This is a genomic window from Peribacillus sp. TH16 (assembly GCF_016651095.1).
Taxonomy (GTDB): Bacteria; Bacillota; Bacilli; order Bacillales; family DSM-1321; genus Peribacillus; species Peribacillus butanolivorans.
Genome location: NZ_JAEKEM010000006.1, coordinates 1 through 22,238 on the forward strand (window position 1 = coordinate 1; position 22,238 = coordinate 22,238).

Consider the following 22,238-nt stretch of genomic DNA (forward strand, 5'->3'; position numbering starts at 1 on the left):
CTGGAGCAACTTGTGAAAGTCGTAATGGTTCAATATTATCCAAAAATTTAATCCAAAACTTCGAAATTGGCCAACGTGCTTTATTACTATCATCAGTAGGATTACAAAACAAAACATAATTTCTTAAAAGACCTTGAACCAATGGGCCGACTGAATAAATATTTTCGACTAACTCAAACGCAGCTGTTAACGCTCTTTTATCCCTTAATTGAAGTTCCGTCCGATTCCACACCTCGATACCATCTTCTATTTCCTTTCCGGCAGACAGTCTTTCTTGCAGTTTATCGTATATCCTTACTTGAATTTCCGACTTCGGAGAACCAAAGTAAATGGTTGTTCCTGCTGTAGAACCATCATTCAAAACGACTTTTTCTTGAATCCTTGCTGTTCTAAATCTGGATCGTACGTGACCTTTTTTTATTTTCTTAATTAATTGAGGAAATTTAAAGTACCCCTCAAAATCATCAATAGCAATATCAAATCTCGTTATATTAACATCTAACATTAAAATCAAACCTAAAAGTGTGACCCAATCATGATTTCCATATTCCTCATATTCTCGACAACCTTGTCCAGAAATCTCTAAATGAAAATGTTCCAGATTACTAGAATAATAGATAGCAATATGACCAAATCTAATGTGCGAATGATAGCCATATTTTCCATTTTCGAACTCTGTAAAATCATCAAAATTAAGACCTAAAACGTCAATTATTTGTTGAACGTTTTGAACATTTTTGAAAGTGACTTGAAGCCAGTCCACGCATGACCTAAGACCACTTTGCAATGTATTTACTACCCCCCTGTTAGTATACGGGGGTAGTACCGTGATATTGTTGTTCTCCATAGTCCAGTTTCCCCTCTAAGATTTCCAATTTTCAGCTTGGAAAATTTCTTTATCTACTAACGAACGAAAAAATTTAGATTTATTATCAAAACGATTTTCAATGAGTTCCCACACCTCATCAGGCAAAGTAATAGAAACCTTTTTAGTAACTCCCAATGATGGTCTACCCATCTTATTTTTAGTATCTAATTCCTTTGTATCTATAGACAAAACTATCAACTCCTTATTTAAGTTACTTTTAGTATAACTTTAAGTTACCTAAAGTACAAGAAATTTTTACTAGTTTTATAATAACAGTTTTTTAAACTCTCTCGAACCATGCAATGCGTACGGAGCGCGCAACATAATAGCAATTCGTCCCTTTGTCACATGATTCAAACGTGATGGACGATAACCCCACTAGCAAAGCTTTTCGGGACAAAGCACCCGAAACCGTTAGGAGTTGACTTCTATTCACTCCTAAGGTATTTGACGGCTAAAAGGTCACGCTTCGCTCTATACGCCCCACAAAGTAAAGCACAAGCCATTTAATAGCTTCATGCGTATTAACTCTTAAAGAATCATCAATTATTGTTTTTGGTTAGCAAAATAAAGACCATAAGTAGCAACTCACACAGCTACGCAAGGAGCTACTTACATGCGCTCATATAAATACCAACCGACACCAATCACAATAAAAATAATCGCACCATACAACAGACCATTAGATATGGCTTCTGGAACCATCCTGAAGCCATCAGCATTTTTATTTAAATCCATTACTTAGCACCTTTCTTTTTCCTTGGATCAATATGTTTTTTATGCAAATCATCCACAGCAGTTTTCAAAACATCGGAAACATTTACAGTACCAATAGTTGCTTGTTCTTGAAAATAATCTACCAATTCACAAACCTTGTCCCAATCTTGCGCAGATGGTTTAAACCCTAAAATAGTCGGTTTATCTTTTTTAGACATCTCACATGCCTCCCTCTTAACAATAAAAATAGTTTAACAAAGGTAAACCAAATTAAACACTCCCTAATATTTTTTATGAAATAGTTAAATTTATAAGTTAGATAGACGATATAAAACTTAATACATCAAGGAGGATGAAAATATATGGCTTTAGTCATCGGAAGACAACCAGGTCAATCCGTATACATAGGTGATGATATTAAAATCACTGTTGTTTTAACAGAAGATAATATGTTGCGCTTAAGGATAGATGCGCCTAAGAATCTTAAAATTGTACGAGAAGAATTATTGAATCATAATCCCAAATAACGGGTTATTGATAAATGATTCACATGGATGTGAATCAAACAAAAAACATAAAACATGGAGGTAACAAAAATGATTATCAATCATAATATCGCAGCATTAAACACACATCGTCAGTTATCAAGTGCAACTAATGCACAATCAAAGTCTATGGAGAAACTAGCTTCAGGTCTTCGTATCAACCGTGCAGGTGACGATGCTGCTGGTCTTGCAATCTCTGAAAAAATGCGTGGACAAATCCGTGGTTTGGATATGGCTTCTAAAAACTCTCAGGATGGAATTTCTTTAATTCAAACCGCAGAGGGTGCTTTAAACGAAGTGCATTCAATTCTTCAACGTCAAAGAGAATTGGCTTCTCAAGCATCTTCTGATACAAATGTTGATGCAGACAGAACAGCCCTACAAGACGAGTTTGACCAACTTTCTGAAGAAATTGGAAGAATTAAAGATACAACACAATTTAACACTATGAATCTACTTGATTCTTCTGCGAGTACGCTTAAACTTCAAGTAGGAGCTAATTCAGGACAAACGATGGATATTGACCTTACTACTGCTGGTATTGATTTAACTGCTTTACAAACCGGTGTTGCTGCGTTAAAGCTTGATGATAATACAAATGCAAATGCTGCTATGGATGCATTGGACACACAAATTGCTGCTGTTTCATCAGGACGTAGTTATCTAGGTGCTGCTCAAAATCGTTTAGAGCACACAATCAACAACTTAAACACCTCTTCTGAAAACCTAACAGCTGCTGAGTCTCGTGTTCGTGACGTAGACATGGCGAAAGAAATGATGCAGCAAACTAAGAACTCTATTCTATCTCAAGCAGCACAAGCGATGTTGGCACAAGCTAATCAACAACCACAAGGAGTATTACAGCTTCTTCGTTAATAATATTAAAAGGGAATTTCATTTAATGAAGTTCCTTTTTTTATTACTTCATTTATTTTCTTTCCTTTATAAAAAATAAAGATAACCATTTTATCTCCATATCTTTTTTTCAAATTGACACGTTTAGAAGAAAAGCCAGTGACCCCTTCAGGTTCACTGGCTTGCTAACTAACCACTGCATTTTCATTTCTAATCTGTTCCATATAAGCTTTATTTAATTGCTTTACTTCGGACATTATCAATTCAAATTCCGGTCTATTCTTCGGATAATCTAAAGGAGTAACCATTTCATATGTATCAAAAATTTCTTCTCCTATCTTCGCTACTTTTTCCAAAGACAATCGGTCTTGTCGCAAAAAACTTGCTTGCTCCACATCATAATAATAATAGTTTAAATATCCATTACTTTTTGAAACGTGAACATAAAAATTTGTTACCGCCCGAACTTTGGAATCAATATTCTCAAAAAGTGGTGATGTCATCATTAAAGTACACCTCATTTTGCGCAAGAAGAAAACCATATTAACAAAAAATTTAACGCTATTCATATTAAAATCACGATTGGACAGATCCATATGAGATTCATCCAAACAGATAATACTGGAAGGTTGAACTGCCACTGTTTTAAAATCTTCAAATTTCGTAAATGGCAAACTACCTTTCAAACCATAGTTAGAAAAAACAGTGCAGCCTGTTTGCTTTTGATACAACAATGCCTTTATAGACATGCCTACAGTCTTACCAGACCCCATTCGTCCATCAAACATAACCAAGTTACTCATTAATGTAAGTCCTTCTCTTTCAAGGCCTTAGCTTGTACATCATTAGCACTCGGCATAGATTGATTTGGATTAGATACAGAAGCCTTCAATATTTTATCTAGTTTAGCCGTCCCCCTAATTCTATCAGCCATCGTTATTTTATTTACCATGTCAAATATTTTTTTCATTGGAGTCATATGAGGACGAACAGCATTCGCAAACATAGCGATATCTTCCAAACCATTTTCATTCAAAATGAACCATGCTTTCACTTGGTCTTCGGTTAGTGGAACACCGTTTTCCTTGGTAAACTGCAAGACTTCCAGCATGTCATTTCCGCCGGAATCTTTCTTTTCGAACATATCTTGACTAATCAAGTCTTGAACATTAACCGTAGCTTTTTTAAACGACTCATCCATTTTAATCACTCCTATTTAAAAAATATTAACAACATAATAATTAACCAAGGTAAAAAGCCCATTAAATCAAAACCTTTATCTTTATCAAACGAAAAAATATTTTTGATCGCAACGGAACGTCTTAAAGTTTTTAATTTTTCAGCTTCAACTTTAGCCGGTAAATCAAGGTTATACATAAAATGCAAACCACCAGTAGAAAAGTCGAAGAACTTTTTCCCCTCTGAAACTGGTAAAAATCCGTCAACATACTCTAAATCATCATTTACCATATCCAAAACCGGATAAGTGACCAACGTATCATCAGTAACAATAGAAACACTATAATTTTTAAACTCTCTGTTTTGTTTAGGTTTAGCCATAATTTAAAAACTCCTTATTATTTAAACTTACGTAAAAACATAAAATGAATTGGAAGATACAAAAATATAAATAATGCGATTGAAAGACTAGCTCCAATTTCAAAAAACGTTTGAAAAACACTCATTTAAAAACCCCTCTTTCACATTCTTTTCATCCAATTATGAATACCACTTCACACTAGTGTGAATCCCTTGTGAATGGGTTGTGAACTTCTCTTTCACATTGATGTGAATCCCTTATGAATAGGTTGTGAACTTCTCTTTCACATTGATGTGAATGAAGTATCACCACCATTTCACCGTATCTTTAAATTTAATAATAACGCCCTGTTGAGCAATGATTATAAAGGTAACGACATAAATGAAAGCCAGTAAGCAAGCCGTTCCAATAAAGGCTATCCAGTAAGGGCCAAGATATGCAAAAGGTCCTAGGTATAATGAAATATCTAAAGGGCGAGACACTGGGACTTTTAACTCACTTATATTAGTATAAACTAAGTTTAACCATGTTAAAAGAGGTTTAAAGACTGTATCAATTAAACTTTTCATAATTTGTCACCACCGCCATTATTTGACGAGCCAAAAGGTTGAATATGTACAGAGCCACCAAATAAACCAATCATTTTAATGACAAAGTAAAACCATAGAAACGCAGTGGCAACCATTGGTACAATAGTCAATAGTCCAGTAGGTTGTAACAAATCAATAACCGTTTTAAATCCCTCATTTGACGCAGAGACAAACTTTGAACTCCCATGGATATCAACAGTCAGCCATGACTTTATCGTTCTAAATACGCCCATTATGAGCGAACCTGCAAATTGAAAAATTGAAACAAACACTTTCACGACCATAATCACTACCTCAAGGACTTTTTCAAAAAAATAAAAAATCCCTTCAAAAAAATATAGTAAATATTTCAACGGCTTTGCCAACAAATCAATTAGAATTTGAAAACCACTAGACAACAGTTTAAATAAACCGCCAAATATCTTCCCGAAAAATTTAAAGATCGCATTGAAACCATCAACAATTTTGTCCGCAAAAGAAACATTCATAGCTACACCAAATAAAAAATTAAACCACATCAACGAGAACCCGAAACGAGATATTTCATGAAAGTAGCAATACTAAAAACAATCATCAAAGTAAAAGTTAAAAATACATAATCGTCATAAGCATGTATGATTAAATTTAAAAAATTACCTAGTTCATTCAAAGAAACTGGTTGAATCATAACAACACATCCTCCAATAATAAAACCGCATATTTACATCATTCTTTCGAAAATAATTCGTATTTCATGTGAAATATCAGCCCAGGAAGCACAGCTGCAGGCACACTTTTTCACACGAAACACGAATGTTATTCCAAGAACATCAATTTAATACGTGAAGCAATATAAAAACTTAACGGAATCGCAATAGCAAACGCAATAATTAACCATAAAGAACTAAACCAAGATTCAATCCCTTTCGCAACATCGCCTAGTTCATAATTTGTATCTAACAAAGGCATACCAGTATCTAAAGGAATACCTATTTTTTCACTAGTCATATCACTTTCATTTCCAGTTGTATCAACAGCCGAAATTTTCACTTTATATTGAGTGCCATTCTCTAAATCAGCAAGACTATAAAAAGTATTTTTAACCGGAACCATATTTTGTTTAATACCATCTAAATAAACGTTATAGCCAAACAAATCATCTTCTAGATTCTTATTCCACCTTACAAATAAAGCTTTATTCCCCGATTCAACTGATAAACCAGTAGGAGCAACAGGAGCAACTTTATCAATACCATCAAGAGTTTTTGCCGTAGTCGTTTGTTTAGACCCTTCATTCCCATCTTTATCAACCGCAGAAACCGAAAACGTATAAGAAGTATTAGGAGTTAAACCAGTAACCTTATAAGAACTAGCAACCAAAATGCTTTCTAATAAAACATTATTCTTATAAATTTTAATTTTATCTAAATCATCATCATCAGGATTCAACCAATCCAAATCCAAAGAAACATCCGTAATATTTGAAACTGTCAAATCAGTTACATTACTAGGCGGAATTAAACTTGGATCGGGTGGAGCATCAAGAGTAATATCAGTGACAGAAACACCATTCGTTTCAAAACCATCATCATAAACAGCCGTTAATTTATACGTGTATGAAGTATTCGGTAAAACATCATCATCCTTATACACATCTATTTCTTTCGATAAATTAGCTATTTTAGTACCATTCTTATAAACATTAGTTTGAACAAAACCATCATTAGAAATCGGAGTATCCCAAGTTAACGAAAATGATTTATCCGTCACAGTAGAAAGAGGATTTTTAATTTCATCATGTTTACGAGGCACAATGATTTTATTACCGTCAAAAATCTCAACACCATTAATCAAAACAGCATAAAGTTTAATACTTAGACTCGTATCAGCATTACTAAAAATATTAAATGATGGTGAATAATCAGAAGTAACAACAGCATCATAACTAGTAATATTAAGATTATTCGTAGCTTTAACTACAATTTCTTTTGAACTAGCATTAGCAATGGTATCTGAATCAATATATAACGCACCACTTACATACTGACTACCAGAAGTAAACCGTAAAGTTACCTTATCACCAGACTTTAATTCCTTTGGAATATTCAAAACTTGTTTATTATTCATTTGCTTAAAACTAACATCATCATAAGCAAAAACATTCGAAGAAAAAGGAACTAAAAAAATAAAAATAATCAAAAGCAAAGGGAAAATTTTTCTCATAAAACACCCACTAAATATTAATTTTCGGTTTTGTTATACCAATGTGTTTGATTCATTTGACCATCTTGATTATATGAATCCTTTGATAACACATCATCTCTATTAAAATTATCTTGTTGCATTTGTCCATCTTGTTTAAATTCATCAGAACCTATAATTGGATCTCGTGAAAAAACATCATCTTTTGATTGTTCTCTATCTTTCTCCAAGTCCCTATCTTTTTGCATTTCTAAATCTTTATGATTTTCTGCATCCTTCGAATGTTCTTCATCCTTTGATTGCTCTTTATCTTTTTCTTGTTCTTTATCCTTTGATTGCTCTATATCTTTTTCTTGCTCTTTATCCTTCGATTGTTCTTTATCTTTCTCTTGCTCTTTATCTTTCTTTTGTTCTTCATCCTTCGATTGTTCTTTATCCTTCTCTAGTTCATCCTGTGCCTTTCCATCATCTTGCTTACACGTTTTATCTCCTGTCTTATCCCAACAGTCAGCAACGTCAGGAGCATCAGGCATAGACCCAGGTTTTTCTGGAGCATCCCCAGCATCCTCGAAATGTTTTTCTTTATCTTCAAACGCGTTATTATCATTTGGCAAACCAGAAACAGGAGGAACAGATAATTCAGGCACATCAGGTAATGCATCATCAGTTTCCATGATATTTTTATCAGTAATCAAAGAATTATCTATACTATCCATAACTCCCTTGATTGCATCTAATTTCCCGCCATTTTCTTTAATGCTGCCATTAACATCATCTAATTTTTGCCCATTAGAATTGATAGAGTCATTTATTTTTTCCGCAGTTTTATTTAATTCTTGGATACACTTACAAATCTGATTGGCACAAGCTTCCGAAGAACCCGAATCACTCTCATTTGTATGAACATTAGAATTACATTTAGGATTTTTTAATTCAGTAGCATGAAACCTCAATTTCCCCAACTGTTGACCAGATTCACCTATATAAATATCTTCAAAATACGAGTTACAAGTCCAAAATTGCCGACCAGTAACATCATACGGTGAATCAATATCCATCACGCCATCATAGCTTCGAGTAGAATATGAAGAATCAGTGTATGTCCTATGAAGAATCTTTTTAACTTTAAACCTATTGTAAACAGCACCATATTCATCTCTATCTGACATATAAACAGGGTCGGATACAATACCCCCTACATTCTCATAAACCTCAGCTAAAACAGGTTTAATACCAACTACAAACAGGGTAATGCTTAAAGCCACCATGAACAGGCAAATGTTTTTATACATGAAACCGCCCCTTTAAAAATCTTCTAAGGAATCTTGAAAAGTATAGTAGGTATGGAGTAAACCACAAATTAACAACGTAGCACTAAATAATAGGAAAAAATGAAATAGCATATCTTTTTCACCAACCTTTGATACAATAAAACCGAGTGACAAAAAAATGGAGAAAGGGACACCAGCCCTTTCCCCATGTATTAATATATATTTTGTTTCTATTAAGAAACGAAAAGACCTTTTACGCGTGAAGCTATCAAAAATGCGAGTGGGATCGCGACAGCAAACGCAATGATTAACCAGTAAGCCGAGAACCAGTTACTAACAGCAGTAGCAACATCAGCCAAGTTATAAGTTAATGAAACAGCAGGAATACCACTTTCCATATTCAAAATCCACCATTCTATTTTTTTATTGGTTGTTTCTTTAAGAAGTCAGTATGAAAGCTATTTAAATTAAGAAACGAAAAGACCTTTTACGCGTGAAGCTATTAAAAATGCAAGTGGGATTGCAACAGCAAACGCAATGATTAACCAGTAAGCCGAGAACCAGTTACTAACAGCAGTAGCAACATCAGCCAAGTCATAAGACAATGTAATAGATGGGATACCTGCTCCGAGAATTAAGTTGTTCATATATTTCACCTCCTTAAAAGTACGTATCTTTCAAAATCTTTAAGATAAAAAATCCTGCCAAGACTCCAAAAAGAACCCACAAAGCAGGCGATAGGGTTGCCCAGTTAATACCAAAATAATGAAATAAATCAGTGATATCCGGTGAGTATTTCACATCGGGTATTTTTTCTGAATGTAGCACTGTATTCCCCCTATCTTGCTAGACCTAACAATTTCGCCAACACAAACGCCGCAAATGCTCCCCCAATGAATAAATATATTACTGGTAATGCAGAAGCAAAAATATTGTAGCTGTATTGCAAAATCTGTGACATTTGAAGGGAAAAACTAATAGTGTTCACCCCATTTAATAATTATTAGTAAGAGAGAAATGACGATAGCAATAAAAGTAAATATTGCAGTAGTAAGAGTTACAAATTCTTTATTCATAAAGAGCCAGTAAAAAGCATCTAAAAACACCATATCCATTATTTTAACCGCCCTATTGTAAACTTTGATAACAACACTCCGACAATCAAAACAATGAATGGTATGACTATAACGCTGTATTGACCCAACATGTTTTCTAATGAGTAACTAAACATTATCGCACCACCTCAAAAACCCATTTTAAGAGTAGTAAAAGGAATATAGCAGCAAGCAAAAATGAAATAACCATTTCGCCATATGTAAATGATTGAAAAACTTGAAAAGAACCATTTACAGTATCTATGATATAGTTTTGGTAAAAACCATCTAAGGCTTTTCCAACTTGATCGCTAACACTCGGTTCATCCATACTTGGTTCACAACCTTAAAAAAAAGTCTAAGATTTACGCATCATAGACTTAATAGAAATTACAAGGGAAAGGGAAGAACTATTTCTTTAGAGCTACGAGTTTATAATAAGCATTATTTTTATATGCATTTACAGTAGCTGAACATTTAAAAATTGACCCCATTGCATACTCTTTTTGAAAAGTATTAATTAAAGAAAGGTCATCTGCTTTAATCTGAATTGCCCTATCGTTTGAAGTAGATTCGGGTTGATAAACATCAATCATAATACTAGTTTTTTCTTTTCCATCAAATGTTGAAGTTTTAACATTTGCATTCATATACACGCCTTCAATTTGTACTAAAGCCATTTTTTTCTCCTTTTATACGAACATATATTCTTCGTCGTTTATTTGTTCTGTTGTTATTGTAAAAAAAATAGTACAAAAGCAACACCTTTTTTTATAAATGAAGAATTAACTAAGTAATTTTTCTTTAATTTTCTTAGTTAACATGGCTTTAGTCTCATCATCCCATACTTCTTCTGGGACTTCATAATCAATCTTAAATTTCTTTAAAAGTTCTACAATCTCAACGTTTTTAAATGCCAAAAAAATGTTCGTGCTTTTTTCCATAAACGGTTTTCGAGCCCTGCCCATATCTTTCCCCCATAAAAACCATATTGCCCCTCTTTTTTCTCTTCAGCATAACAAAAAAGGCAATACATAGCATTAATTAGTGATAAAAAAGGGATAAAATTACAATAATTTGCATTTTATTCCCTTTGCTTTTTATGGATTTTAAACTATAATTAATTCAACTGAAATATGTGTTATATTTCTCTATCCGATGAATCTTCATGCGACGAAGATTCATTTTTTTTGTATACAGGTTTATGTATTTTTCCTTCTGGAAGCAATGACTTCATTATCTTCTCTTTTCTTTCCTCTAATGAACCAGTAACCATTTTTTTATCTTTATTAAATCGTTTTAACATATTTTCATGTTTTTTCTTTTGCTTCTCTTTCCCTTCCTTAATCCAATTCAGAACAAGTTGTTCATCATTATCAAAGGCTTCCATTAAAAGTGCAAAATTAGGAGTTACGGACTGTTCAAACCAATTTTTCACTTTCTCTATTGTCATATCTGGAGCAACTTGTGAAAGTCGTAATGGTTCAATATTATCCAAAAATTTAATCCAAAACTTCGAAATTGGCCAACGTGCTTTATTACTATCATCAGTAGGATTACAAAACAAAACATAATTTCTTAAAAGACCTTGAACCAATGGGCCGACTGAATAAATATTTTCGACTAACTCAAACGCAGCTGTTAACGCTCTTTTATCCCTTAATTGAAGTTCCGTCCGATTCCACACCTCGATACCATCTTCTATTTCCTTTCCGGCAGACAGTCTTTCTTGCAGTTTATCGTATATCCTTACTTGAATTTCCGACTTCGGAGAACCAAAGTAAATGGTTGTTCCTGCTGTAGAACCATCATTCAAAACGACTTTTTCTTGAATCCTTGCTGTTCTAAATCTGGATCGTACGTGACCTTTTTTTATTTTCTTAATTAATTGAGGAAATTTAAAGTACCCCTCAAAATCATCAATAGCAATATCAAATCTCGTTATATTAACATCTAACATTAAAATCAAACCTAAAAGTGTGACCCAATCATGATTTCCATATTCCTCATATTCTCGACAACCTTGTCCAGAAATCTCTAAATGAAAATGTTCCAGATTACTAGAATAATAGATAGCAATATGACCAAATCTAATGTGCGAATGATAGCCATATTTTCCATTTTCGAACTCTGTAAAATCATCAAAATTAAGACCTAAAACGTCAATTATTTGTTGAACGTTTTGAACATTTTTGAAAGTGACTTGAAGCCAGTCCACGCATGACCTAAGACCACTTTGCAATGTATTTACTACCCCCCTGTTAGTATACGGGGGTAGTACCGTGATATTGTTGTTCTCCATAGTCCAGTTTCCCCTCTAAGATTTCCAATTTTCAGCTTGGAAAATTTCTTTATCTACTAACGAACGAAAAAATTTAGATTTATTATCAAAACGATTTTCAATGAGTTCCCACACCTCATCAGGCAAAGTAATAGAAACCTTTTTAGTAACTCCCAATGATGGTCTACCCATCTTATTTTTAGTATCTAATTCCTTTGTATCTATAGACAAAACTATCAACTCCTTATTTAAGTTACTTTTAGTATAACTTTAAGTTACCTAAAGTACAAGAAATTTTTACTAGTTTTATAATAACAGTTTTTTAAACTCTCTCGAACCATGCAATGCGTACGGAGCGCGCAACATAATAGCAATTCGTCCCTTTGTCACATGATTCAAACGTGATGGACGATAACCCCACTAGCAAAGCTTTTCGGGACAAAGCACCCGAAACCGTTAGGAGTTGACTTCTATTCACTCCTAAGGTATTTGACGGCTAAAAGGTCACGCTTCGCTCTATACGCCCCACAAAGTAAAGCACAAGCCATTTAATAGCTTCATGCGTATTAACTCTTAAAGAATCATCAATTATTGTTTTTGGTTAGCAAAATAAAGACCATAAGTAGCAACTCACACAGCTACGCAAGGAGCTACTTACATGCGCTCATATAAATACCAACCGACACCAATCACAATAAAAATAATCGCACCATACAACAGACCATTAGATATGGCTTCTGGAACCATCCTGAAGCCATCAGCATTTTTATTTAAATCCATTACTTAGCACCTTTCTTTTTCCTTGGATCAATATGTTTTTTATGCAAATCATCCACAGCAGTTTTCAAAACATCGGAAACATTTACAGTACCAATAGTTGCTTGTTCTTGAAAATAATCTACCAATTCACAAACCTTGTCCCAATCTTGCGCAGATGGTTTAAACCCTAAAATAGTCGGTTTATCTTTTTTAGACATCTCACATGCCTCCCTCTTAACAATAAAAATAGTTTAACAAAGGTAAACCAAATTAAACACTCCCTAATATTTTTTATGAAATAGTTAAATTTATAAGTTAGATAGACGATATAAAACTTAATACATCAAGGAGGATGAAAATATATGGCTTTAGTCATCGGAAGACAACCAGGTCAATCCGTATACATAGGTGATGATATTAAAATCACTGTTGTTTTAACAGAAGATAATATGTTGCGCTTAAGGATAGATGCGCCTAAGAATCTTAAAATTGTACGAGAAGAATTATTGAATCATAATCCCAAATAACGGGTTATTGATAAATGATTCACATGGATGTGAATCAAACAAAAAACATAAAACATGGAGGTAACAAAAATGATTATCAATCATAATATCGCAGCATTAAACACACATCGTCAGTTATCAAGTGCAACTAATGCACAATCAAAGTCTATGGAGAAACTAGCTTCAGGTCTTCGTATCAACCGTGCAGGTGACGATGCTGCTGGTCTTGCAATCTCTGAAAAAATGCGTGGACAAATCCGTGGTTTGGATATGGCTTCTAAAAACTCTCAGGATGGAATTTCTTTAATTCAAACCGCAGAGGGTGCTTTAAACGAAGTGCATTCAATTCTTCAACGTCAAAGAGAATTGGCTTCTCAAGCATCTTCTGATACAAATGTTGATGCAGACAGAACAGCCCTACAAGACGAGTTTGACCAACTTTCTGAAGAAATTGGAAGAATTAAAGATACAACACAATTTAACACTATGAATCTACTTGATTCTTCTGCAGGTACGCTTAAACTTCAAGTAGGAGCTAATTCAGGACAAACGATGGATATTGACCTTACTACTGCTGGTATTGATTTAACTGCTTTACAAACCGGTGTTGCTGCGTTAAAGCTTGATGATAATACAAATGCAAATGCTGCTATGGATGCATTGGACACACAAATTGCTGCTGTTTCATCAGGACGTAGTTATCTAGGTGCTGCTCAAAATCGTTTAGAGCACACAATCAACAACTTAAACACCTCTTCTGAAAACCTAACAGCTGCTGAGTCTCGTGTTCGTGACGTAGACATGGCGAAAGAAATGATGCAGCAAACTAAGAACTCTATTCTATCTCAAGCAGCACAAGCGATGTTGGCACAAGCTAATCAACAACCACAAGGAGTATTACAGCTTCTTCGTTAATAATATTAAAAGGGAATTTCATTTAATGAAGTTCCTTTTTTTATTACTTCATTTATTTTCTTTCCTTTATAAAAAATAAAGATAACCATTTTATCTCCATATCTTTTTTTCAAATTGACACGTTTAGAAGAAAAGCCAGTGACCCCTTCAGGTTCACTGGCTTGCTAACTAACCACTGCATTTTCATTTCTAATCTGTTCCATATAAGCTTTATTTAATTGCTTTACTTCGGACATTATCAATTCAAATTCCGGTCTATTCTTCGGATAATCTAAAGGAGTAACCATTTCATATGTATCAAAAATTTCTTCTCCTATCTTCGCTACTTTTTCCAAAGACAATCGGTCTTGTCGCAAAAAACTTGCTTGCTCCACATCATAATAATAATAGTTTAAATATCCATTACTTTTTGAAACGTGAACATAAAAATTTGTTACCGCCCGAACTTTGGAATCAATATTCTCAAAAAGTGGTGATGTCATCATTAAAGTACACCTCATTTTGCGCAAGAAGAAAACCATATTAACAAAAAATTTAACGCTATTCATATTAAAATCACGATTGGACAGATCCATATGAGATTCATCCAAACAGATAATACTGGAAGGTTGAACTGCCACTGTTTTAAAATCTTCAAATTTCGTAAATGGCAAACTACCTTTCAAACCATAGTTAGAAAAAACAGTGCAGCCTGTTTGCTTTTGATACAACAATGCCTTTATAGACATGCCTACAGTCTTACCAGACCCCATTCGTCCATCAAACATAACCAAGTTACTCATTAATGTAAGTCCTTCTCTTTCAAGGCCTTAGCTTGTACATCATTAGCACTCGGCATAGATTGATTTGGATTAGATACAGAAGCCTTCAATATTTTATCTAGTTTAGCCGTCCCCCTAATTCTATCAGCCATCGTTATTTTATTTACCATGTCAAATATTTTTTTCATTGGAGTCATATGAGGACGAACAGCATTCGCAAACATAGCGATATCTTCCAAACCATTTTCATTCAAAATGAACCATGCTTTCACTTGGTCTTCGGTTAGTGGAACACCGTTTTCCTTGGTAAACTGCAAGACTTCCAGCATGTCATTTCCGCCGGAATCTTTCTTTTCGAACATATCTTGACTAATCAAGTCTTGAACATTAACCGTAGCTTTTTTAAACGACTCATCCATTTTAATCACTCCTATTTAAAAAATATTAACAACATAATAATTAACCAAGGTAAAAAGCCCATTAAATCAAAACCTTTATCTTTATCAAACGAAAAAATATTTTTGATCGCAACGGAACGTCTTAAAGTTTTTAATTTTTCAGCTTCAACTTTAGCCGGTAAATCAAGGTTATACATAAAATGCAAACCACCAGTAGAAAAGTCGAAGAACTTTTTCCCCTCTGAAACTGGTAAAAATCCGTCAACATACTCTAAATCATCATTTACCATATCCAAAACCGGATAAGTGACCAACGTATCATCAGTAACAATAGAAACACTATAATTTTTAAACTCTCTGTTTTGTTTAGGTTTAGCCATAATTTAAAAACTCCTTATTATTTAAACTTACGTAAAAACATAAAATGAATTGGAAGATACAAAAATATAAATAATGCGATTGAAAGACTAGCTCCAATTTCAAAAAACGTTTGAAAAACACTCATTTAAAAACCCCTCTTTCACATTCTTTTCATCCAATTATGAATACCACTTCACACTAGTGTGAATCCCTTGTGAATGGGTTGTGAACTTCTCTTTCACATTGATGTGAATCCCTTATGAATAGGTTGTGAACTTCTCTTTCACATTGATGTGAATGAAGTATCACCACCATTTCACCGTATCTTTAAATTTAATAATAACGCCCTGTTGAGCAATGATTATAAAGGTAACGACATAAATGAAAGCCAGTAAGCAAGCCGTTCCAATAAAGGCTATCCAGTAAGGGCCAAGATATGCAAAAGGTCCTAGGTATAATGAAATATCTAAAGGGCGAGACACTGGGACTTTTAACTCACTTATATTAGTATAAACTAAGTTTAACCATGTTAAAAGAGGTTTAAAGACTGTATCAATTAAACTTTTCATAATTTGTCACCACCGCCATTATTTGACGAGCCAAAAGGTTGAATATGTACAGAGCCACCAAATAAACCAATCATTTTAATGACAAAGTAAAACCATAGAAACGCAGTGGCAACCATTGGTACAATAGTCAATAGTCCAGTAGGTTGTAACAAATCAATAACCGTTTTAAATCCCTCATTTGACGCAGAGACAAACTTTGAACTCCCATGGATATCAACAGTCAGCCATGACTTTATCGTTCTAAATACGCCCATTATGAGCGAACCTGCAAATTGAAAAATTGAAACAAACACTTTCACGACCATAATCACTACCTCAAGGACTTTTTCAAAAAAATAAAAAATCCCTTCAAAAAAATATAGTAAATATTTCAACGGCTTTGCCAACAAATCAATTAGAATTTGAAAACCACTAGACAACAGTTTAAATAAACCGCCAAATATCTTCCCGAAAAATTTAAAGATCGCATTGAAACCATCAACAATTTTGTCCGCAAAAGAAACATTCATAGCTACACCAAATAAAAAATTAAACCACATCAACGAGAACCCGAAACGAGATATTTCATGAAAGTAGCAATACTAAAAACAATCATCAAAGTAAAAGTTAAAAATACATAATCGTCATAAGCATGTATGATTAAATTTAAAAAATTACCTAGTTCATTCAAAGAAACTGGTTGAATCATAACAACACATCCTCCAATAATAAAACCGCATATTTACATCATTCTTTCGAAAATAATTCGTATTTCATGTGAAATATCAGCCCAGGAAGCACAGCTGCAGGCACACTTTTTCACACGAAACACGAATGTTATTCCAAGAACATCAATTTAATACGTGAAGCAATATAAAAACTTAACGGAATCGCAATAGCAAACGCAATAATTAACCATAAAGAACTAAACCAAGATTCAATCCCTTTCGCAACATCGCCTAGTTCATAATTTGTATCTAACAAAGGCATACCAGTATCTAAAGGAATACCTATTTTTTCACTAGTCATATCACTTTCATTTCCAGTTGTATCAACAGCCGAAATTTTCACTTTATATTGAGTGCCATTCTCTAAATCAGCAAGACTATAAAAAGTATTTTTAACCGGAACCATATTTTGTTTAATACCATCTAAATAAACGTTATAGCCAAACAAATCATCTTCTAGATTCTTATTCCACCTTACAAATAAAGCTTTATTCCCCGATTCAACTGATAAACCAGTAGGAGCAACAGGAGCAACTTTATCAATACCATCAAGAGTTTTTGCCGTAGTCGTTTGTTTAGACCCTTCATTCCCATCTTTATCAACCGCAGAAACCGAAAACGTATAAGAAGTATTAGGAGTTAAACCAGTAACCTTATAAGAACTAGCAACCAAAATGCTTTCTAATAAAACATTATTCTTATAAATTTTAATTTTATCTAAATCATCATCATCAGGATTCAACCAATCCAAATCCAAAGAAACATCCGTAATATTTGAAACTGTCAAATCAGTTACATTACTAGGCGGAATTAAACTTGGATCGGGTGGAGCATCAAGAGTAATATCAGTGACAGAAACACCATTCGTTTCAAAACCATCATCATAAACAGCCGTTAATTTATACGTGTATGAAGTATTCGGTAAAACATCATCATCCTTATACACATCTATTTCTTTCGATAAATTAGCTATTTTAGTACCATTCTTATAAACATTAGTTTGAACAAAACCATCATTAGAAATCGGAGTATCCCAAGTTAACGAAAATGATTTATCCGTCACAGTAGAAAGAGGATTTTTAATTTCATCATGTTTACGAGGCACAATGATTTTATTACCGTCAAAAATCTCAACACCATTAATCAAAACAGCATAAAGTTTAATACTTAGACTCGTATCAGCATTACTAAAAATATTAAATGATGGTGAATAATCAGAAGTAACAACAGCATCATAACTAGTAATATTAAGATTATTCGTAGCTTTAACTACAATTTCTTTTGAACTAGCATTAGCAATGGTATCTGAATCAATATATAACGCACCACTTACATACTGACTACCAGAAGTAAACCGTAAAGTTACCTTATCACCAGACTTTAATTCCTTTGGAATATTCAAAACTTGTTTATTATTCATTTGCTTAAAACTAACATCATCATAAGCAAAAACATTCGAAGAAAAAGGAACTAAAAAAATAAAAATAATCAAAAGCAAAGGGAAAATTTTTCTCATAAAACACCCACTAAATATTAATTTTCGGTTTTGTTATACCAATGTGTTTGATTCATTTGACCATCTTGATTATATGAATCCTTTGATAACACATCATCTCTATTAAAATTATCTTGTTGCATTTGTCCATCTTGTTTAAATTCATCAGAACCTATAATTGGATCTCGTGAAAAAACATCATCTTTTGATTGTTCTCTATCTTTCTCCAAGTCCCTATCTTTTTGCATTTCTAAATCTTTATGATTTTCTGCATCCTTCGAATGTTCTTCATCCTTTGATTGCTCTTTATCTTTTTCTTGTTCTTTATCCTTTGATTGCTCTATATCTTTTTCTTGCTCTTTATCCTTCGATTGTTCTTTATCTTTCTCTTGCTCTTTATCTTTCTTTTGTTCTTCATCCTTCGATTGTTCTTTATCCTTCTCTAGTTCATCCTGTGCCTTTCCATCATCTTGCTTACACGTTTTATCTCCTGTCTTATCCCAACAGTCAGCAACGTCAGGAGCATCAGGCATAGACCCAGGTTTTTCTGGAGCATCCCCAGCATCCTCGAAATGTTTTTCTTTATCTTCAAACGCGTTATTATCATTTGGCAAACCAGAAACAGGAGGAACAGATAATTCAGGCACATCAGGTAATGCATCATCAGTTTCCATGATATTTTTATCAGTAATCAAAGAATTATCTATACTATCCATAACTCCCTTGATTGCATCTAATTTCCCGCCATTTTCTTTAATGCTGCCATTAACATCATCTAATTTTTGCCCATTAGAATTGATAGAGTCATTTATTTTTTCCGCAGTTTTATTTAATTCTTGGATACACTTACAAATCTGATTGGCACAAGCTTCCGAAGAACCCGAATCACTCTCATTTGTATGAACATTAGAATTACATTTAGGATTTTTTAATTCAGTAGCATGAAACCTCAATTTCCCCAACTGTTGACCAGATTCACCTATATAAATATCTTCAAAATACGAGTTACAAGTCCAAAATTGCCGACCAGTAACATCATACGGTGAATCAATATCCATCACGCCATCATAGCTTCGAGTAGAATATGAAGAATCAGTGTATGTCCTATGAAGAATCTTTTTAACTTTAAACCTATTGTAAACAGCACCATATTCATCTCTATCTGACATATAAACAGGGTCGGATACAATACCCCCTACATTCTCATAAACCTCAGCTAAAACAGGTTTAATACCAACTACAAACAGGGTAATGCTTAAAGCCACCATGAACAGGCAAATGTTTTTATACATGAAACCGCCCCTTTAAAAATCTTCTAAGGAATCTTGAAAAGTATAGTAGGTATGGAGTAAACCACAAATTAACAACGTAGCACTAAATAATAGGAAAAAATGAAATAGCATATCTTTTTCACCAACCTTTGATACAATAAAACCGAGTGACAAAAAAATGGAGAAAGGGACACCAGCCCTTTCCCCATGTATTAATATATATTTTGTTTCTATTAAGAAACGAAAAGACCTTTTACGCGTGAAGCTATCAAAAATGCGAGTGGGATCGCGACAGCAAACGCAATGATTAACCAGTAAGCCGAGAACCAGTTACTAACAGCAGTAGCAACATCAGCCAAGTTATAAGTTAATGAAACAGCAGGAATACCACTTTCCATATTCAAAATCCACCATTCTATTTTTTTATTGGTTGTTTCTTTAAGAAGTCAGTATGAAAGCTATTTAAATTAAGAAACGAAAAGACCTTTTACGCGTGAAGCTATTAAAAATGCAAGTGGGATTGCAACAGCAAACGCAATGATTAACCAGTAAGCCGAGAACCAGTTACTAACAGCAGTAGCAACATCAGCCAAGTCATAAGACAATGTAATAGATGGGATACCTGCTCCGAGAATTAAGTTGTTCATATATTTCACCTCCTTAAAAGTACGTATCTTTCAAAATCTTTAAGATAAAAAATCCTGCCAAGACTCCAAAAAGAACCCACAAAGCAGGCGATAGGGTTGCCCAGTTAATACCAAAATAATGAAATAAATCAGTGATATCCGGTGAGTATTTCACATCGGGTATTTTTTCTGAATGTAGCACTGTATTCCCCCTATCTTGCTAGACCTAACAATTTCGCCAACACAAACGCCGCAAATGCTCCCCCAATGAATAAATATATTACTGGTAATGCAGAAGCAAAAATATTGTAGCTGTATTGCAAAATCTGTGACATTTGAAGGGAAAAACTAATAGTGTTCACCCCATTTAATAATTATTAGTAAGAGAGAAATGACGATAGCAATAAAAGTAAATATTGCAGTAGTAAGAGTTACAAATTCTTTATTCATAAAGAGCCAGTAAAAAGCATCTAAAAACACCATATCCATTATTTTAACCGCCCTATTGTAAACTTTGATAACAACACTCCGACAATCAAAACAATGAATGGTATGACTATAACGCTGTATTGACCCAACATGTTTTCTAATGAGTAACTAAACATTATCGCACCACCTCAAAAACCCATTTTAAGAGTAGTAAAAGGAATATAGCAGCAAGCAAAAATGAAATAACCATTTCGCCATATGTAAATGATTGAAAAACTTGAAAAGAACCATTTACAGTATCTATGATATAGTTTTGGTAAAAACCATCTAAGGCTTTTCCAACTTGATCGCTAACACTCGGTTCATCCATACTTGGTTCACAACCTTAAAAAAAAGTCTAAGATTTACGCATCATAGACTTAATAGAAATTACAAGGGAAAGGGAAGAACTATTTCTTTAGAGCTACGAGTTTATAATAAGCATTATTTTTATATGCATTTACAGTAGCTGAACATTTAAAAATTGACCCCATTGCATACTCTTTTTGAAAAGTATTAATTAAAGAAAGGTCATCTGCTTTAATCTGAATTGCCCTATCGTTTGAAGTAGATTCGGGTTGATAAACATCAATCATAATACTAGTTTTTTCTTTTCCATCAAATGTTGAAGTTTTAACATTTGCATTCATATACACGCCTTCAATTTGTACTAAAGCCATTTTTTTTTCTCCTTTTATACGAACATATATTCTTCGTCGTTTATTTGTTCTGTTGTTATTGTAAAAAAAAAATAGTACAAAAGCAACACCTTTTTTTATAAATGAAGAATTAACTAAGTAATTTTTCTTTAATTTTCTTAGTTAACATGGCTTTAGTCTCATCATCCCATACTTCTTCTGGGACTTCATAATCAATCTTAAATTTCTTTAAAAGTTCTACAATCTCAACGTTTTTAAATGCCAAAAAAATGTTCGTGCTTTTTTCCATAAACGGTTTTCGAGCCCTGCCCATATCTTTCCCCCATAAAAACCATATTGCCCCTCTTTTTTTCTCTTCAGCATAACAAAAAAGGCAATACATAGCATTAATTAGTGATAAAAAAAGGGATAAAATTACAATAATTTGCATTTTATTCCCTTTGCTTTTTATGGATTTTAAACTATAATTAATTCAACTGAAATATGTGTTATATTTCTCTATCCGATGAATCTTCATGCGACGAAGATTCATTTTTTTTGTATACAGGTTTATGTATTTTTCCTTCTGGAAGCAATGACTTCATTATCTTCTCTTTTCTTTCCTCTAATGAACCAGTAACCATTTTTTTATCTTTATTAAATCGTTTTAACATATTTTCATGTTTTTTCTTTTGCTTCTCTTTCCCTTCCTTAATCCAATTCAGAACAAGTTGTTCATCATTATCAAAGGCTTCCATTAAAAGTGCAAAATTAGGAGTTACGGACTGTTCAAACCAATTTTTCACTTTCTCTATTGTCATAT

General features: G+C 33.4%; 41 protein-coding genes. 4 read left to right on the forward strand and 37 right to left on the reverse strand.

All coding sequences use genetic code 11. The features are described 5' to 3' along the window. The 4 genes from JFV29_RS13740 to JFV29_RS13750 all read right to left on the reverse strand — a co-directional run. Nucleotides 1-847, reverse strand: an 847-nt coding sequence (locus JFV29_RS13740) for a replication initiation factor domain-containing protein (RefSeq protein WP_201184559.1), incomplete at its 3' end; no start/stop codon positions are given. A 15-nt stretch (nucleotides 848-862) separates the two neighbouring features. Next, entirely contained in the window at nucleotides 863-1,057 is a 195-nt protein-coding gene (locus JFV29_RS13745) for a hypothetical protein (protein WP_242486873.1), read from the reverse strand. Nucleotides 1,058-1,480: 423 nt separating this feature from the next. Continuing rightward, nucleotides 1,481-1,606, reverse strand: coding sequence for a hypothetical protein (locus tag JFV29_RS31085; RefSeq protein ID WP_274606954.1), 126 nt, complete (start codon nucleotides 1,604-1,606; stop codon nucleotides 1,481-1,483). Then, entirely contained in the window at nucleotides 1,606-1,803 is a 198-nt protein-coding gene (locus JFV29_RS13750; RefSeq protein ID WP_201184561.1) for a hypothetical protein, read from the reverse strand. Before JFV29_RS13750 ends, JFV29_RS31085 begins: the two co-directional genes overlap by 1 nt. Before the next feature lie 144 nt (nucleotides 1,804-1,947). Here JFV29_RS13750 and JFV29_RS13755 point away from each other — a divergent pair, with 144 nt between their 5' ends. Both JFV29_RS13755 and JFV29_RS13760 read left to right on the forward strand, forming a co-directional pair. Then, nucleotides 1,948-2,112: a carbon storage regulator gene (locus JFV29_RS13755; protein WP_201184563.1), complete on the forward strand. Its 165-nt coding sequence runs from the start codon at nucleotides 1,948-1,950 to the stop codon at nucleotides 2,110-2,112. A 69-nt stretch (nucleotides 2,113-2,181) separates the two neighbouring features. After that, entirely contained in the window at nucleotides 2,182-3,006 is an 825-nt protein-coding gene (locus tag JFV29_RS13760) for a flagellin N-terminal helical domain-containing protein (protein WP_201184594.1), read from the forward strand. 164 nt (nucleotides 3,007-3,170) lie between these two features. Here JFV29_RS13760 and JFV29_RS13765 read toward each other — a convergent pair whose 3' ends face one another. From JFV29_RS13765 to JFV29_RS13840, 18 genes are all read right to left on the reverse strand, one after another. Further along, nucleotides 3,171-3,788, reverse strand: coding sequence for a hypothetical protein (locus JFV29_RS13765; RefSeq protein WP_201184565.1), 618 nt, complete (start codon nucleotides 3,786-3,788; stop codon nucleotides 3,171-3,173). Beyond that, nucleotides 3,788-4,186: a hypothetical protein gene (locus JFV29_RS13770; RefSeq protein WP_201184567.1), complete on the reverse strand. Its 399-nt coding sequence runs from the start codon at nucleotides 4,184-4,186 to the stop codon at nucleotides 3,788-3,790. Before JFV29_RS13770 ends, JFV29_RS13765 begins: the two co-directional genes overlap by 1 nt. An 11-nt stretch (nucleotides 4,187-4,197) precedes the next feature. Further along, entirely contained in the window at nucleotides 4,198-4,545 is a 348-nt protein-coding gene (locus JFV29_RS13775; protein ID WP_201184568.1) for a hypothetical protein, read from the reverse strand. A gap of 285 nt (nucleotides 4,546-4,830) precedes the next feature. Next, nucleotides 4,831-5,094 (reverse strand): hypothetical protein, encoded by a 264-nt coding sequence (locus JFV29_RS13780; protein WP_201184570.1) that lies wholly within the window; start codon nucleotides 5,092-5,094, stop codon nucleotides 4,831-4,833. Further along, nucleotides 5,091-5,603, reverse strand: a complete 513-nt coding sequence (locus tag JFV29_RS13785; protein ID WP_201184572.1) for a hypothetical protein — start codon at nucleotides 5,601-5,603, stop codon at nucleotides 5,091-5,093. The genes JFV29_RS13780 and JFV29_RS13785 overlap by 4 nt, the downstream gene beginning before the upstream one ends. A gap of 307 nt (nucleotides 5,604-5,910) precedes the next feature. Beyond that, nucleotides 5,911-7,317, reverse strand: coding sequence for a fibronectin type III domain-containing protein (locus JFV29_RS13790; protein WP_201184574.1), 1,407 nt, complete (start codon nucleotides 7,315-7,317; stop codon nucleotides 5,911-5,913). A gap of 17 nt (nucleotides 7,318-7,334) precedes the next feature. Next, entirely contained in the window at nucleotides 7,335-8,588 is a 1,254-nt protein-coding gene (locus JFV29_RS13795; RefSeq protein WP_201184576.1) for a hypothetical protein, read from the reverse strand. Nucleotides 8,589-8,800: 212 nt separating this feature from the next. Next, on the reverse strand, nucleotides 8,801-8,965 hold the full coding sequence (locus tag JFV29_RS13800; RefSeq protein WP_201184598.1) for a hypothetical protein: 165 nt from the start codon (nucleotides 8,963-8,965) through the stop codon (nucleotides 8,801-8,803). Nucleotides 8,966-9,034: 69 nt separating this feature from the next. Beyond that, nucleotides 9,035-9,214: a hypothetical protein gene (locus tag JFV29_RS13805; RefSeq protein WP_201184600.1), complete on the reverse strand. Its 180-nt coding sequence runs from the start codon at nucleotides 9,212-9,214 to the stop codon at nucleotides 9,035-9,037. 13 nt (nucleotides 9,215-9,227) lie between these two features. Next, nucleotides 9,228-9,395 carry a hypothetical protein gene (locus JFV29_RS13810; protein WP_201184578.1) on the reverse strand — a complete coding sequence of 56 codons (168 nt, stop codon included), beginning with the start codon at nucleotides 9,393-9,395 and terminating at the stop codon, nucleotides 9,228-9,230. A gap of 10 nt (nucleotides 9,396-9,405) precedes the next feature. Further along, a complete protein-coding gene (locus JFV29_RS31090) occupies nucleotides 9,406-9,528 on the reverse strand; it encodes a hypothetical protein (protein WP_274606957.1) in 123 nt (40 codons plus the stop codon). Nucleotides 9,529-9,797: 269 nt separating this feature from the next. Beyond that, the gene (locus JFV29_RS13815; protein WP_201184580.1) at nucleotides 9,798-9,992 is read right to left on the reverse strand and encodes a hypothetical protein; all 195 of its coding nucleotides are present in this window, start codon (nucleotides 9,990-9,992) and stop codon (nucleotides 9,798-9,800) included. Between the two features lie 79 nt (nucleotides 9,993-10,071). Next, on the reverse strand, nucleotides 10,072-10,341 hold the full coding sequence (locus JFV29_RS13820) for a hypothetical protein (RefSeq protein ID WP_201184582.1): 270 nt from the start codon (nucleotides 10,339-10,341) through the stop codon (nucleotides 10,072-10,074). A gap of 105 nt (nucleotides 10,342-10,446) precedes the next feature. After that, on the reverse strand, nucleotides 10,447-10,605 hold the full coding sequence (locus JFV29_RS13825) for a hypothetical protein (RefSeq protein ID WP_201184584.1): 159 nt from the start codon (nucleotides 10,603-10,605) through the stop codon (nucleotides 10,447-10,449). A gap of 197 nt (nucleotides 10,606-10,802) precedes the next feature. Beyond that, nucleotides 10,803-11,963 carry a replication initiation factor domain-containing protein gene (locus tag JFV29_RS13830; RefSeq protein WP_201184586.1) on the reverse strand — a complete coding sequence of 387 codons (1,161 nt, stop codon included), beginning with the start codon at nucleotides 11,961-11,963 and terminating at the stop codon, nucleotides 10,803-10,805. Between the two features lie 15 nt (nucleotides 11,964-11,978). Then, nucleotides 11,979-12,173: a hypothetical protein gene (locus JFV29_RS13835; protein ID WP_242486873.1), complete on the reverse strand. Its 195-nt coding sequence runs from the start codon at nucleotides 12,171-12,173 to the stop codon at nucleotides 11,979-11,981. A 423-nt stretch (nucleotides 12,174-12,596) separates the two neighbouring features. Next, nucleotides 12,597-12,722 (reverse strand): hypothetical protein, encoded by a 126-nt coding sequence (locus tag JFV29_RS31095; protein WP_274606954.1) that lies wholly within the window; start codon nucleotides 12,720-12,722, stop codon nucleotides 12,597-12,599. After that, nucleotides 12,722-12,919, reverse strand: a complete 198-nt coding sequence (locus tag JFV29_RS13840) for a hypothetical protein (protein ID WP_201184561.1) — start codon at nucleotides 12,917-12,919, stop codon at nucleotides 12,722-12,724. The genes JFV29_RS31095 and JFV29_RS13840 overlap by 1 nt, the downstream gene beginning before the upstream one ends. Before the next feature lie 144 nt (nucleotides 12,920-13,063). Here JFV29_RS13840 and JFV29_RS13845 point away from each other — a divergent pair, with 144 nt between their 5' ends. After that, entirely contained in the window at nucleotides 13,064-13,228 is a 165-nt protein-coding gene (locus JFV29_RS13845; protein ID WP_201184563.1) for a carbon storage regulator, read from the forward strand. A 69-nt stretch (nucleotides 13,229-13,297) separates the two neighbouring features. Next, complete coding sequence (locus tag JFV29_RS13850) at nucleotides 13,298-14,122, forward strand: flagellin N-terminal helical domain-containing protein (RefSeq protein ID WP_201184596.1); 825 nt, start codon at nucleotides 13,298-13,300, stop codon at nucleotides 14,120-14,122. A 164-nt stretch (nucleotides 14,123-14,286) separates the two neighbouring features. Here JFV29_RS13850 and JFV29_RS13855 read toward each other — a convergent pair whose 3' ends face one another. From JFV29_RS13855 to JFV29_RS13920, 15 genes are all read right to left on the reverse strand, one after another. After that, nucleotides 14,287-14,904 (reverse strand): hypothetical protein, encoded by a 618-nt coding sequence (locus JFV29_RS13855; RefSeq protein WP_201184565.1) that lies wholly within the window; start codon nucleotides 14,902-14,904, stop codon nucleotides 14,287-14,289. Further along, a complete protein-coding gene (locus tag JFV29_RS13860) occupies nucleotides 14,904-15,302 on the reverse strand; it encodes a hypothetical protein (RefSeq protein WP_201184567.1) in 399 nt (132 codons plus the stop codon). The genes JFV29_RS13855 and JFV29_RS13860 overlap by 1 nt, the downstream gene beginning before the upstream one ends. 11 nt (nucleotides 15,303-15,313) lie before the next feature. Next, nucleotides 15,314-15,661, reverse strand: a complete 348-nt coding sequence (locus JFV29_RS13865; protein WP_201184568.1) for a hypothetical protein — start codon at nucleotides 15,659-15,661, stop codon at nucleotides 15,314-15,316. 285 nt (nucleotides 15,662-15,946) lie between these two features. After that, nucleotides 15,947-16,210, reverse strand: coding sequence for a hypothetical protein (locus JFV29_RS13870; protein WP_201184570.1), 264 nt, complete (start codon nucleotides 16,208-16,210; stop codon nucleotides 15,947-15,949). Continuing rightward, complete coding sequence (locus JFV29_RS13875; protein ID WP_201184572.1) at nucleotides 16,207-16,719, reverse strand: hypothetical protein; 513 nt, start codon at nucleotides 16,717-16,719, stop codon at nucleotides 16,207-16,209. Before JFV29_RS13875 ends, JFV29_RS13870 begins: the two co-directional genes overlap by 4 nt. 307 nt (nucleotides 16,720-17,026) lie before the next feature. After that, entirely contained in the window at nucleotides 17,027-18,433 is a 1,407-nt protein-coding gene (locus JFV29_RS13880) for a fibronectin type III domain-containing protein (protein WP_201184574.1), read from the reverse strand. A gap of 17 nt (nucleotides 18,434-18,450) precedes the next feature. After that, entirely contained in the window at nucleotides 18,451-19,704 is a 1,254-nt protein-coding gene (locus tag JFV29_RS13885) for a hypothetical protein (RefSeq protein ID WP_201184576.1), read from the reverse strand. Between the two features lie 212 nt (nucleotides 19,705-19,916). Beyond that, nucleotides 19,917-20,081, reverse strand: coding sequence for a hypothetical protein (locus JFV29_RS13890; RefSeq protein WP_201184598.1), 165 nt, complete (start codon nucleotides 20,079-20,081; stop codon nucleotides 19,917-19,919). Nucleotides 20,082-20,150: 69 nt separating this feature from the next. Then, the gene (locus JFV29_RS13895; RefSeq protein WP_201184600.1) at nucleotides 20,151-20,330 is read right to left on the reverse strand and encodes a hypothetical protein; all 180 of its coding nucleotides are present in this window, start codon (nucleotides 20,328-20,330) and stop codon (nucleotides 20,151-20,153) included. A 13-nt stretch (nucleotides 20,331-20,343) separates the two neighbouring features. Continuing rightward, complete coding sequence (locus JFV29_RS13900) at nucleotides 20,344-20,511, reverse strand: hypothetical protein (protein ID WP_201184578.1); 168 nt, start codon at nucleotides 20,509-20,511, stop codon at nucleotides 20,344-20,346. Nucleotides 20,512-20,521: 10 nt separating this feature from the next. After that, the gene (locus JFV29_RS31100) at nucleotides 20,522-20,644 is read right to left on the reverse strand and encodes a hypothetical protein (RefSeq protein ID WP_274606957.1); all 123 of its coding nucleotides are present in this window, start codon (nucleotides 20,642-20,644) and stop codon (nucleotides 20,522-20,524) included. A gap of 269 nt (nucleotides 20,645-20,913) precedes the next feature. Further along, nucleotides 20,914-21,108 (reverse strand): hypothetical protein, encoded by a 195-nt coding sequence (locus tag JFV29_RS13905; protein WP_201184580.1) that lies wholly within the window; start codon nucleotides 21,106-21,108, stop codon nucleotides 20,914-20,916. A 79-nt stretch (nucleotides 21,109-21,187) separates the two neighbouring features. Continuing rightward, nucleotides 21,188-21,457 carry a hypothetical protein gene (locus JFV29_RS13910; protein ID WP_201184582.1) on the reverse strand — a complete coding sequence of 90 codons (270 nt, stop codon included), beginning with the start codon at nucleotides 21,455-21,457 and terminating at the stop codon, nucleotides 21,188-21,190. A 109-nt stretch (nucleotides 21,458-21,566) separates the two neighbouring features. Continuing rightward, nucleotides 21,567-21,866: a hypothetical protein gene (locus JFV29_RS13915; RefSeq protein ID WP_201184588.1), complete on the reverse strand. Its 300-nt coding sequence runs from the start codon at nucleotides 21,864-21,866 to the stop codon at nucleotides 21,567-21,569. A 58-nt stretch (nucleotides 21,867-21,924) separates the two neighbouring features. Then, nucleotides 21,925-22,238 (reverse strand): hypothetical protein (locus tag JFV29_RS13920; protein ID WP_201184590.1); only part of this gene is annotated, 314 nt, incomplete at its 5' end.

What these genes read in the sequence shown, in the direction of transcription:
- JFV29_RS13820 (WP_201184582.1), bottom strand. Translation starts at nt 10,341, where the DNA reads ATGGCTTTAGTACAAATTGAAGGCGTGTATATGAATGCAAATGTTAAA.
- JFV29_RS13910 (WP_201184582.1), bottom strand. Translation starts at nt 21,457, where the DNA reads ATGGCTTTAGTACAAATTGAAGGCGTGTATATGAATGCAAATGTTAAA.
- JFV29_RS13795 (WP_201184576.1), bottom strand. Translation starts at nt 8,588, where the DNA reads ATGTATAAAAACATTTGCCTGTTCATGGTGGCTTTAAGCATTACCCTG.
- JFV29_RS31100 (WP_274606957.1), bottom strand. Translation starts at nt 20,644, where the DNA reads ATGTCACAGATTTTGCAATACAGCTACAATATTTTTGCTTCTGCATTA.
- JFV29_RS31090 (WP_274606957.1), bottom strand. Translation starts at nt 9,528, where the DNA reads ATGTCACAGATTTTGCAATACAGCTACAATATTTTTGCTTCTGCATTA.
- JFV29_RS13750 (WP_201184561.1), bottom strand. Translation starts at nt 1,803, where the DNA reads ATGTCTAAAAAAGATAAACCGACTATTTTAGGGTTTAAACCATCTGCG.
- JFV29_RS13845 (WP_201184563.1), top strand. Translation starts at nt 13,064, where the DNA reads ATGGCTTTAGTCATCGGAAGACAACCAGGTCAATCCGTATACATAGGT.
- JFV29_RS13825 (WP_201184584.1), bottom strand. Translation starts at nt 10,605, where the DNA reads ATGGAAAAAAGCACGAACATTTTTTTGGCATTTAAAAACGTTGAGATT.
- JFV29_RS13805 (WP_201184600.1), bottom strand. Translation starts at nt 9,214, where the DNA reads ATGAACAACTTAATTCTCGGAGCAGGTATCCCATCTATTACATTGTCT.
- JFV29_RS13860 (WP_201184567.1), bottom strand. Translation starts at nt 15,302, where the DNA reads ATGGATGAGTCGTTTAAAAAAGCTACGGTTAATGTTCAAGACTTGATT.
- JFV29_RS13905 (WP_201184580.1), bottom strand. Translation starts at nt 21,108, where the DNA reads ATGGATGAACCGAGTGTTAGCGATCAAGTTGGAAAAGCCTTAGATGGT.
- JFV29_RS13770 (WP_201184567.1), bottom strand. Translation starts at nt 4,186, where the DNA reads ATGGATGAGTCGTTTAAAAAAGCTACGGTTAATGTTCAAGACTTGATT.
- JFV29_RS31085 (WP_274606954.1), bottom strand. Translation starts at nt 1,606, where the DNA reads ATGGATTTAAATAAAAATGCTGATGGCTTCAGGATGGTTCCAGAAGCC.
- JFV29_RS13865 (WP_201184568.1), bottom strand. Translation starts at nt 15,661, where the DNA reads ATGGCTAAACCTAAACAAAACAGAGAGTTTAAAAATTATAGTGTTTCT.
- JFV29_RS13880 (WP_201184574.1), bottom strand. Translation starts at nt 18,433, where the DNA reads ATGAGAAAAATTTTCCCTTTGCTTTTGATTATTTTTATTTTTTTAGTT.
- JFV29_RS13765 (WP_201184565.1), bottom strand. Translation starts at nt 3,788, where the DNA reads ATGAGTAACTTGGTTATGTTTGATGGACGAATGGGGTCTGGTAAGACT.
- JFV29_RS13775 (WP_201184568.1), bottom strand. Translation starts at nt 4,545, where the DNA reads ATGGCTAAACCTAAACAAAACAGAGAGTTTAAAAATTATAGTGTTTCT.
- JFV29_RS13830 (WP_201184586.1), bottom strand. Translation starts at nt 11,963, where the DNA reads ATGGAGAACAACAATATCACGGTACTACCCCCGTATACTAACAGGGGG.
- JFV29_RS13855 (WP_201184565.1), bottom strand. Translation starts at nt 14,904, where the DNA reads ATGAGTAACTTGGTTATGTTTGATGGACGAATGGGGTCTGGTAAGACT.
- JFV29_RS13895 (WP_201184600.1), bottom strand. Translation starts at nt 20,330, where the DNA reads ATGAACAACTTAATTCTCGGAGCAGGTATCCCATCTATTACATTGTCT.
- JFV29_RS13850 (WP_201184596.1), top strand. Translation starts at nt 13,298, where the DNA reads ATGATTATCAATCATAATATCGCAGCATTAAACACACATCGTCAGTTA.
- JFV29_RS13790 (WP_201184574.1), bottom strand. Translation starts at nt 7,317, where the DNA reads ATGAGAAAAATTTTCCCTTTGCTTTTGATTATTTTTATTTTTTTAGTT.
- JFV29_RS13780 (WP_201184570.1), bottom strand. Translation starts at nt 5,094, where the DNA reads ATGAAAAGTTTAATTGATACAGTCTTTAAACCTCTTTTAACATGGTTA.
- JFV29_RS13890 (WP_201184598.1), bottom strand. Translation starts at nt 20,081, where the DNA reads ATGGAAAGTGGTATTCCTGCTGTTTCATTAACTTATAACTTGGCTGAT.
- JFV29_RS13875 (WP_201184572.1), bottom strand. Translation starts at nt 16,719, where the DNA reads ATGAATGTTTCTTTTGCGGACAAAATTGTTGATGGTTTCAATGCGATC.
- JFV29_RS31095 (WP_274606954.1), bottom strand. Translation starts at nt 12,722, where the DNA reads ATGGATTTAAATAAAAATGCTGATGGCTTCAGGATGGTTCCAGAAGCC.
- JFV29_RS13870 (WP_201184570.1), bottom strand. Translation starts at nt 16,210, where the DNA reads ATGAAAAGTTTAATTGATACAGTCTTTAAACCTCTTTTAACATGGTTA.
- JFV29_RS13785 (WP_201184572.1), bottom strand. Translation starts at nt 5,603, where the DNA reads ATGAATGTTTCTTTTGCGGACAAAATTGTTGATGGTTTCAATGCGATC.
- JFV29_RS13755 (WP_201184563.1), top strand. Translation starts at nt 1,948, where the DNA reads ATGGCTTTAGTCATCGGAAGACAACCAGGTCAATCCGTATACATAGGT.
- JFV29_RS13815 (WP_201184580.1), bottom strand. Translation starts at nt 9,992, where the DNA reads ATGGATGAACCGAGTGTTAGCGATCAAGTTGGAAAAGCCTTAGATGGT.
- JFV29_RS13800 (WP_201184598.1), bottom strand. Translation starts at nt 8,965, where the DNA reads ATGGAAAGTGGTATTCCTGCTGTTTCATTAACTTATAACTTGGCTGAT.
- JFV29_RS13840 (WP_201184561.1), bottom strand. Translation starts at nt 12,919, where the DNA reads ATGTCTAAAAAAGATAAACCGACTATTTTAGGGTTTAAACCATCTGCG.
- JFV29_RS13915 (WP_201184588.1), bottom strand. Translation starts at nt 21,866, where the DNA reads ATGCAAATTATTGTAATTTTATCCCTTTTTTTATCACTAATTAATGCT.
- JFV29_RS13760 (WP_201184594.1), top strand. Translation starts at nt 2,182, where the DNA reads ATGATTATCAATCATAATATCGCAGCATTAAACACACATCGTCAGTTA.
- JFV29_RS13885 (WP_201184576.1), bottom strand. Translation starts at nt 19,704, where the DNA reads ATGTATAAAAACATTTGCCTGTTCATGGTGGCTTTAAGCATTACCCTG.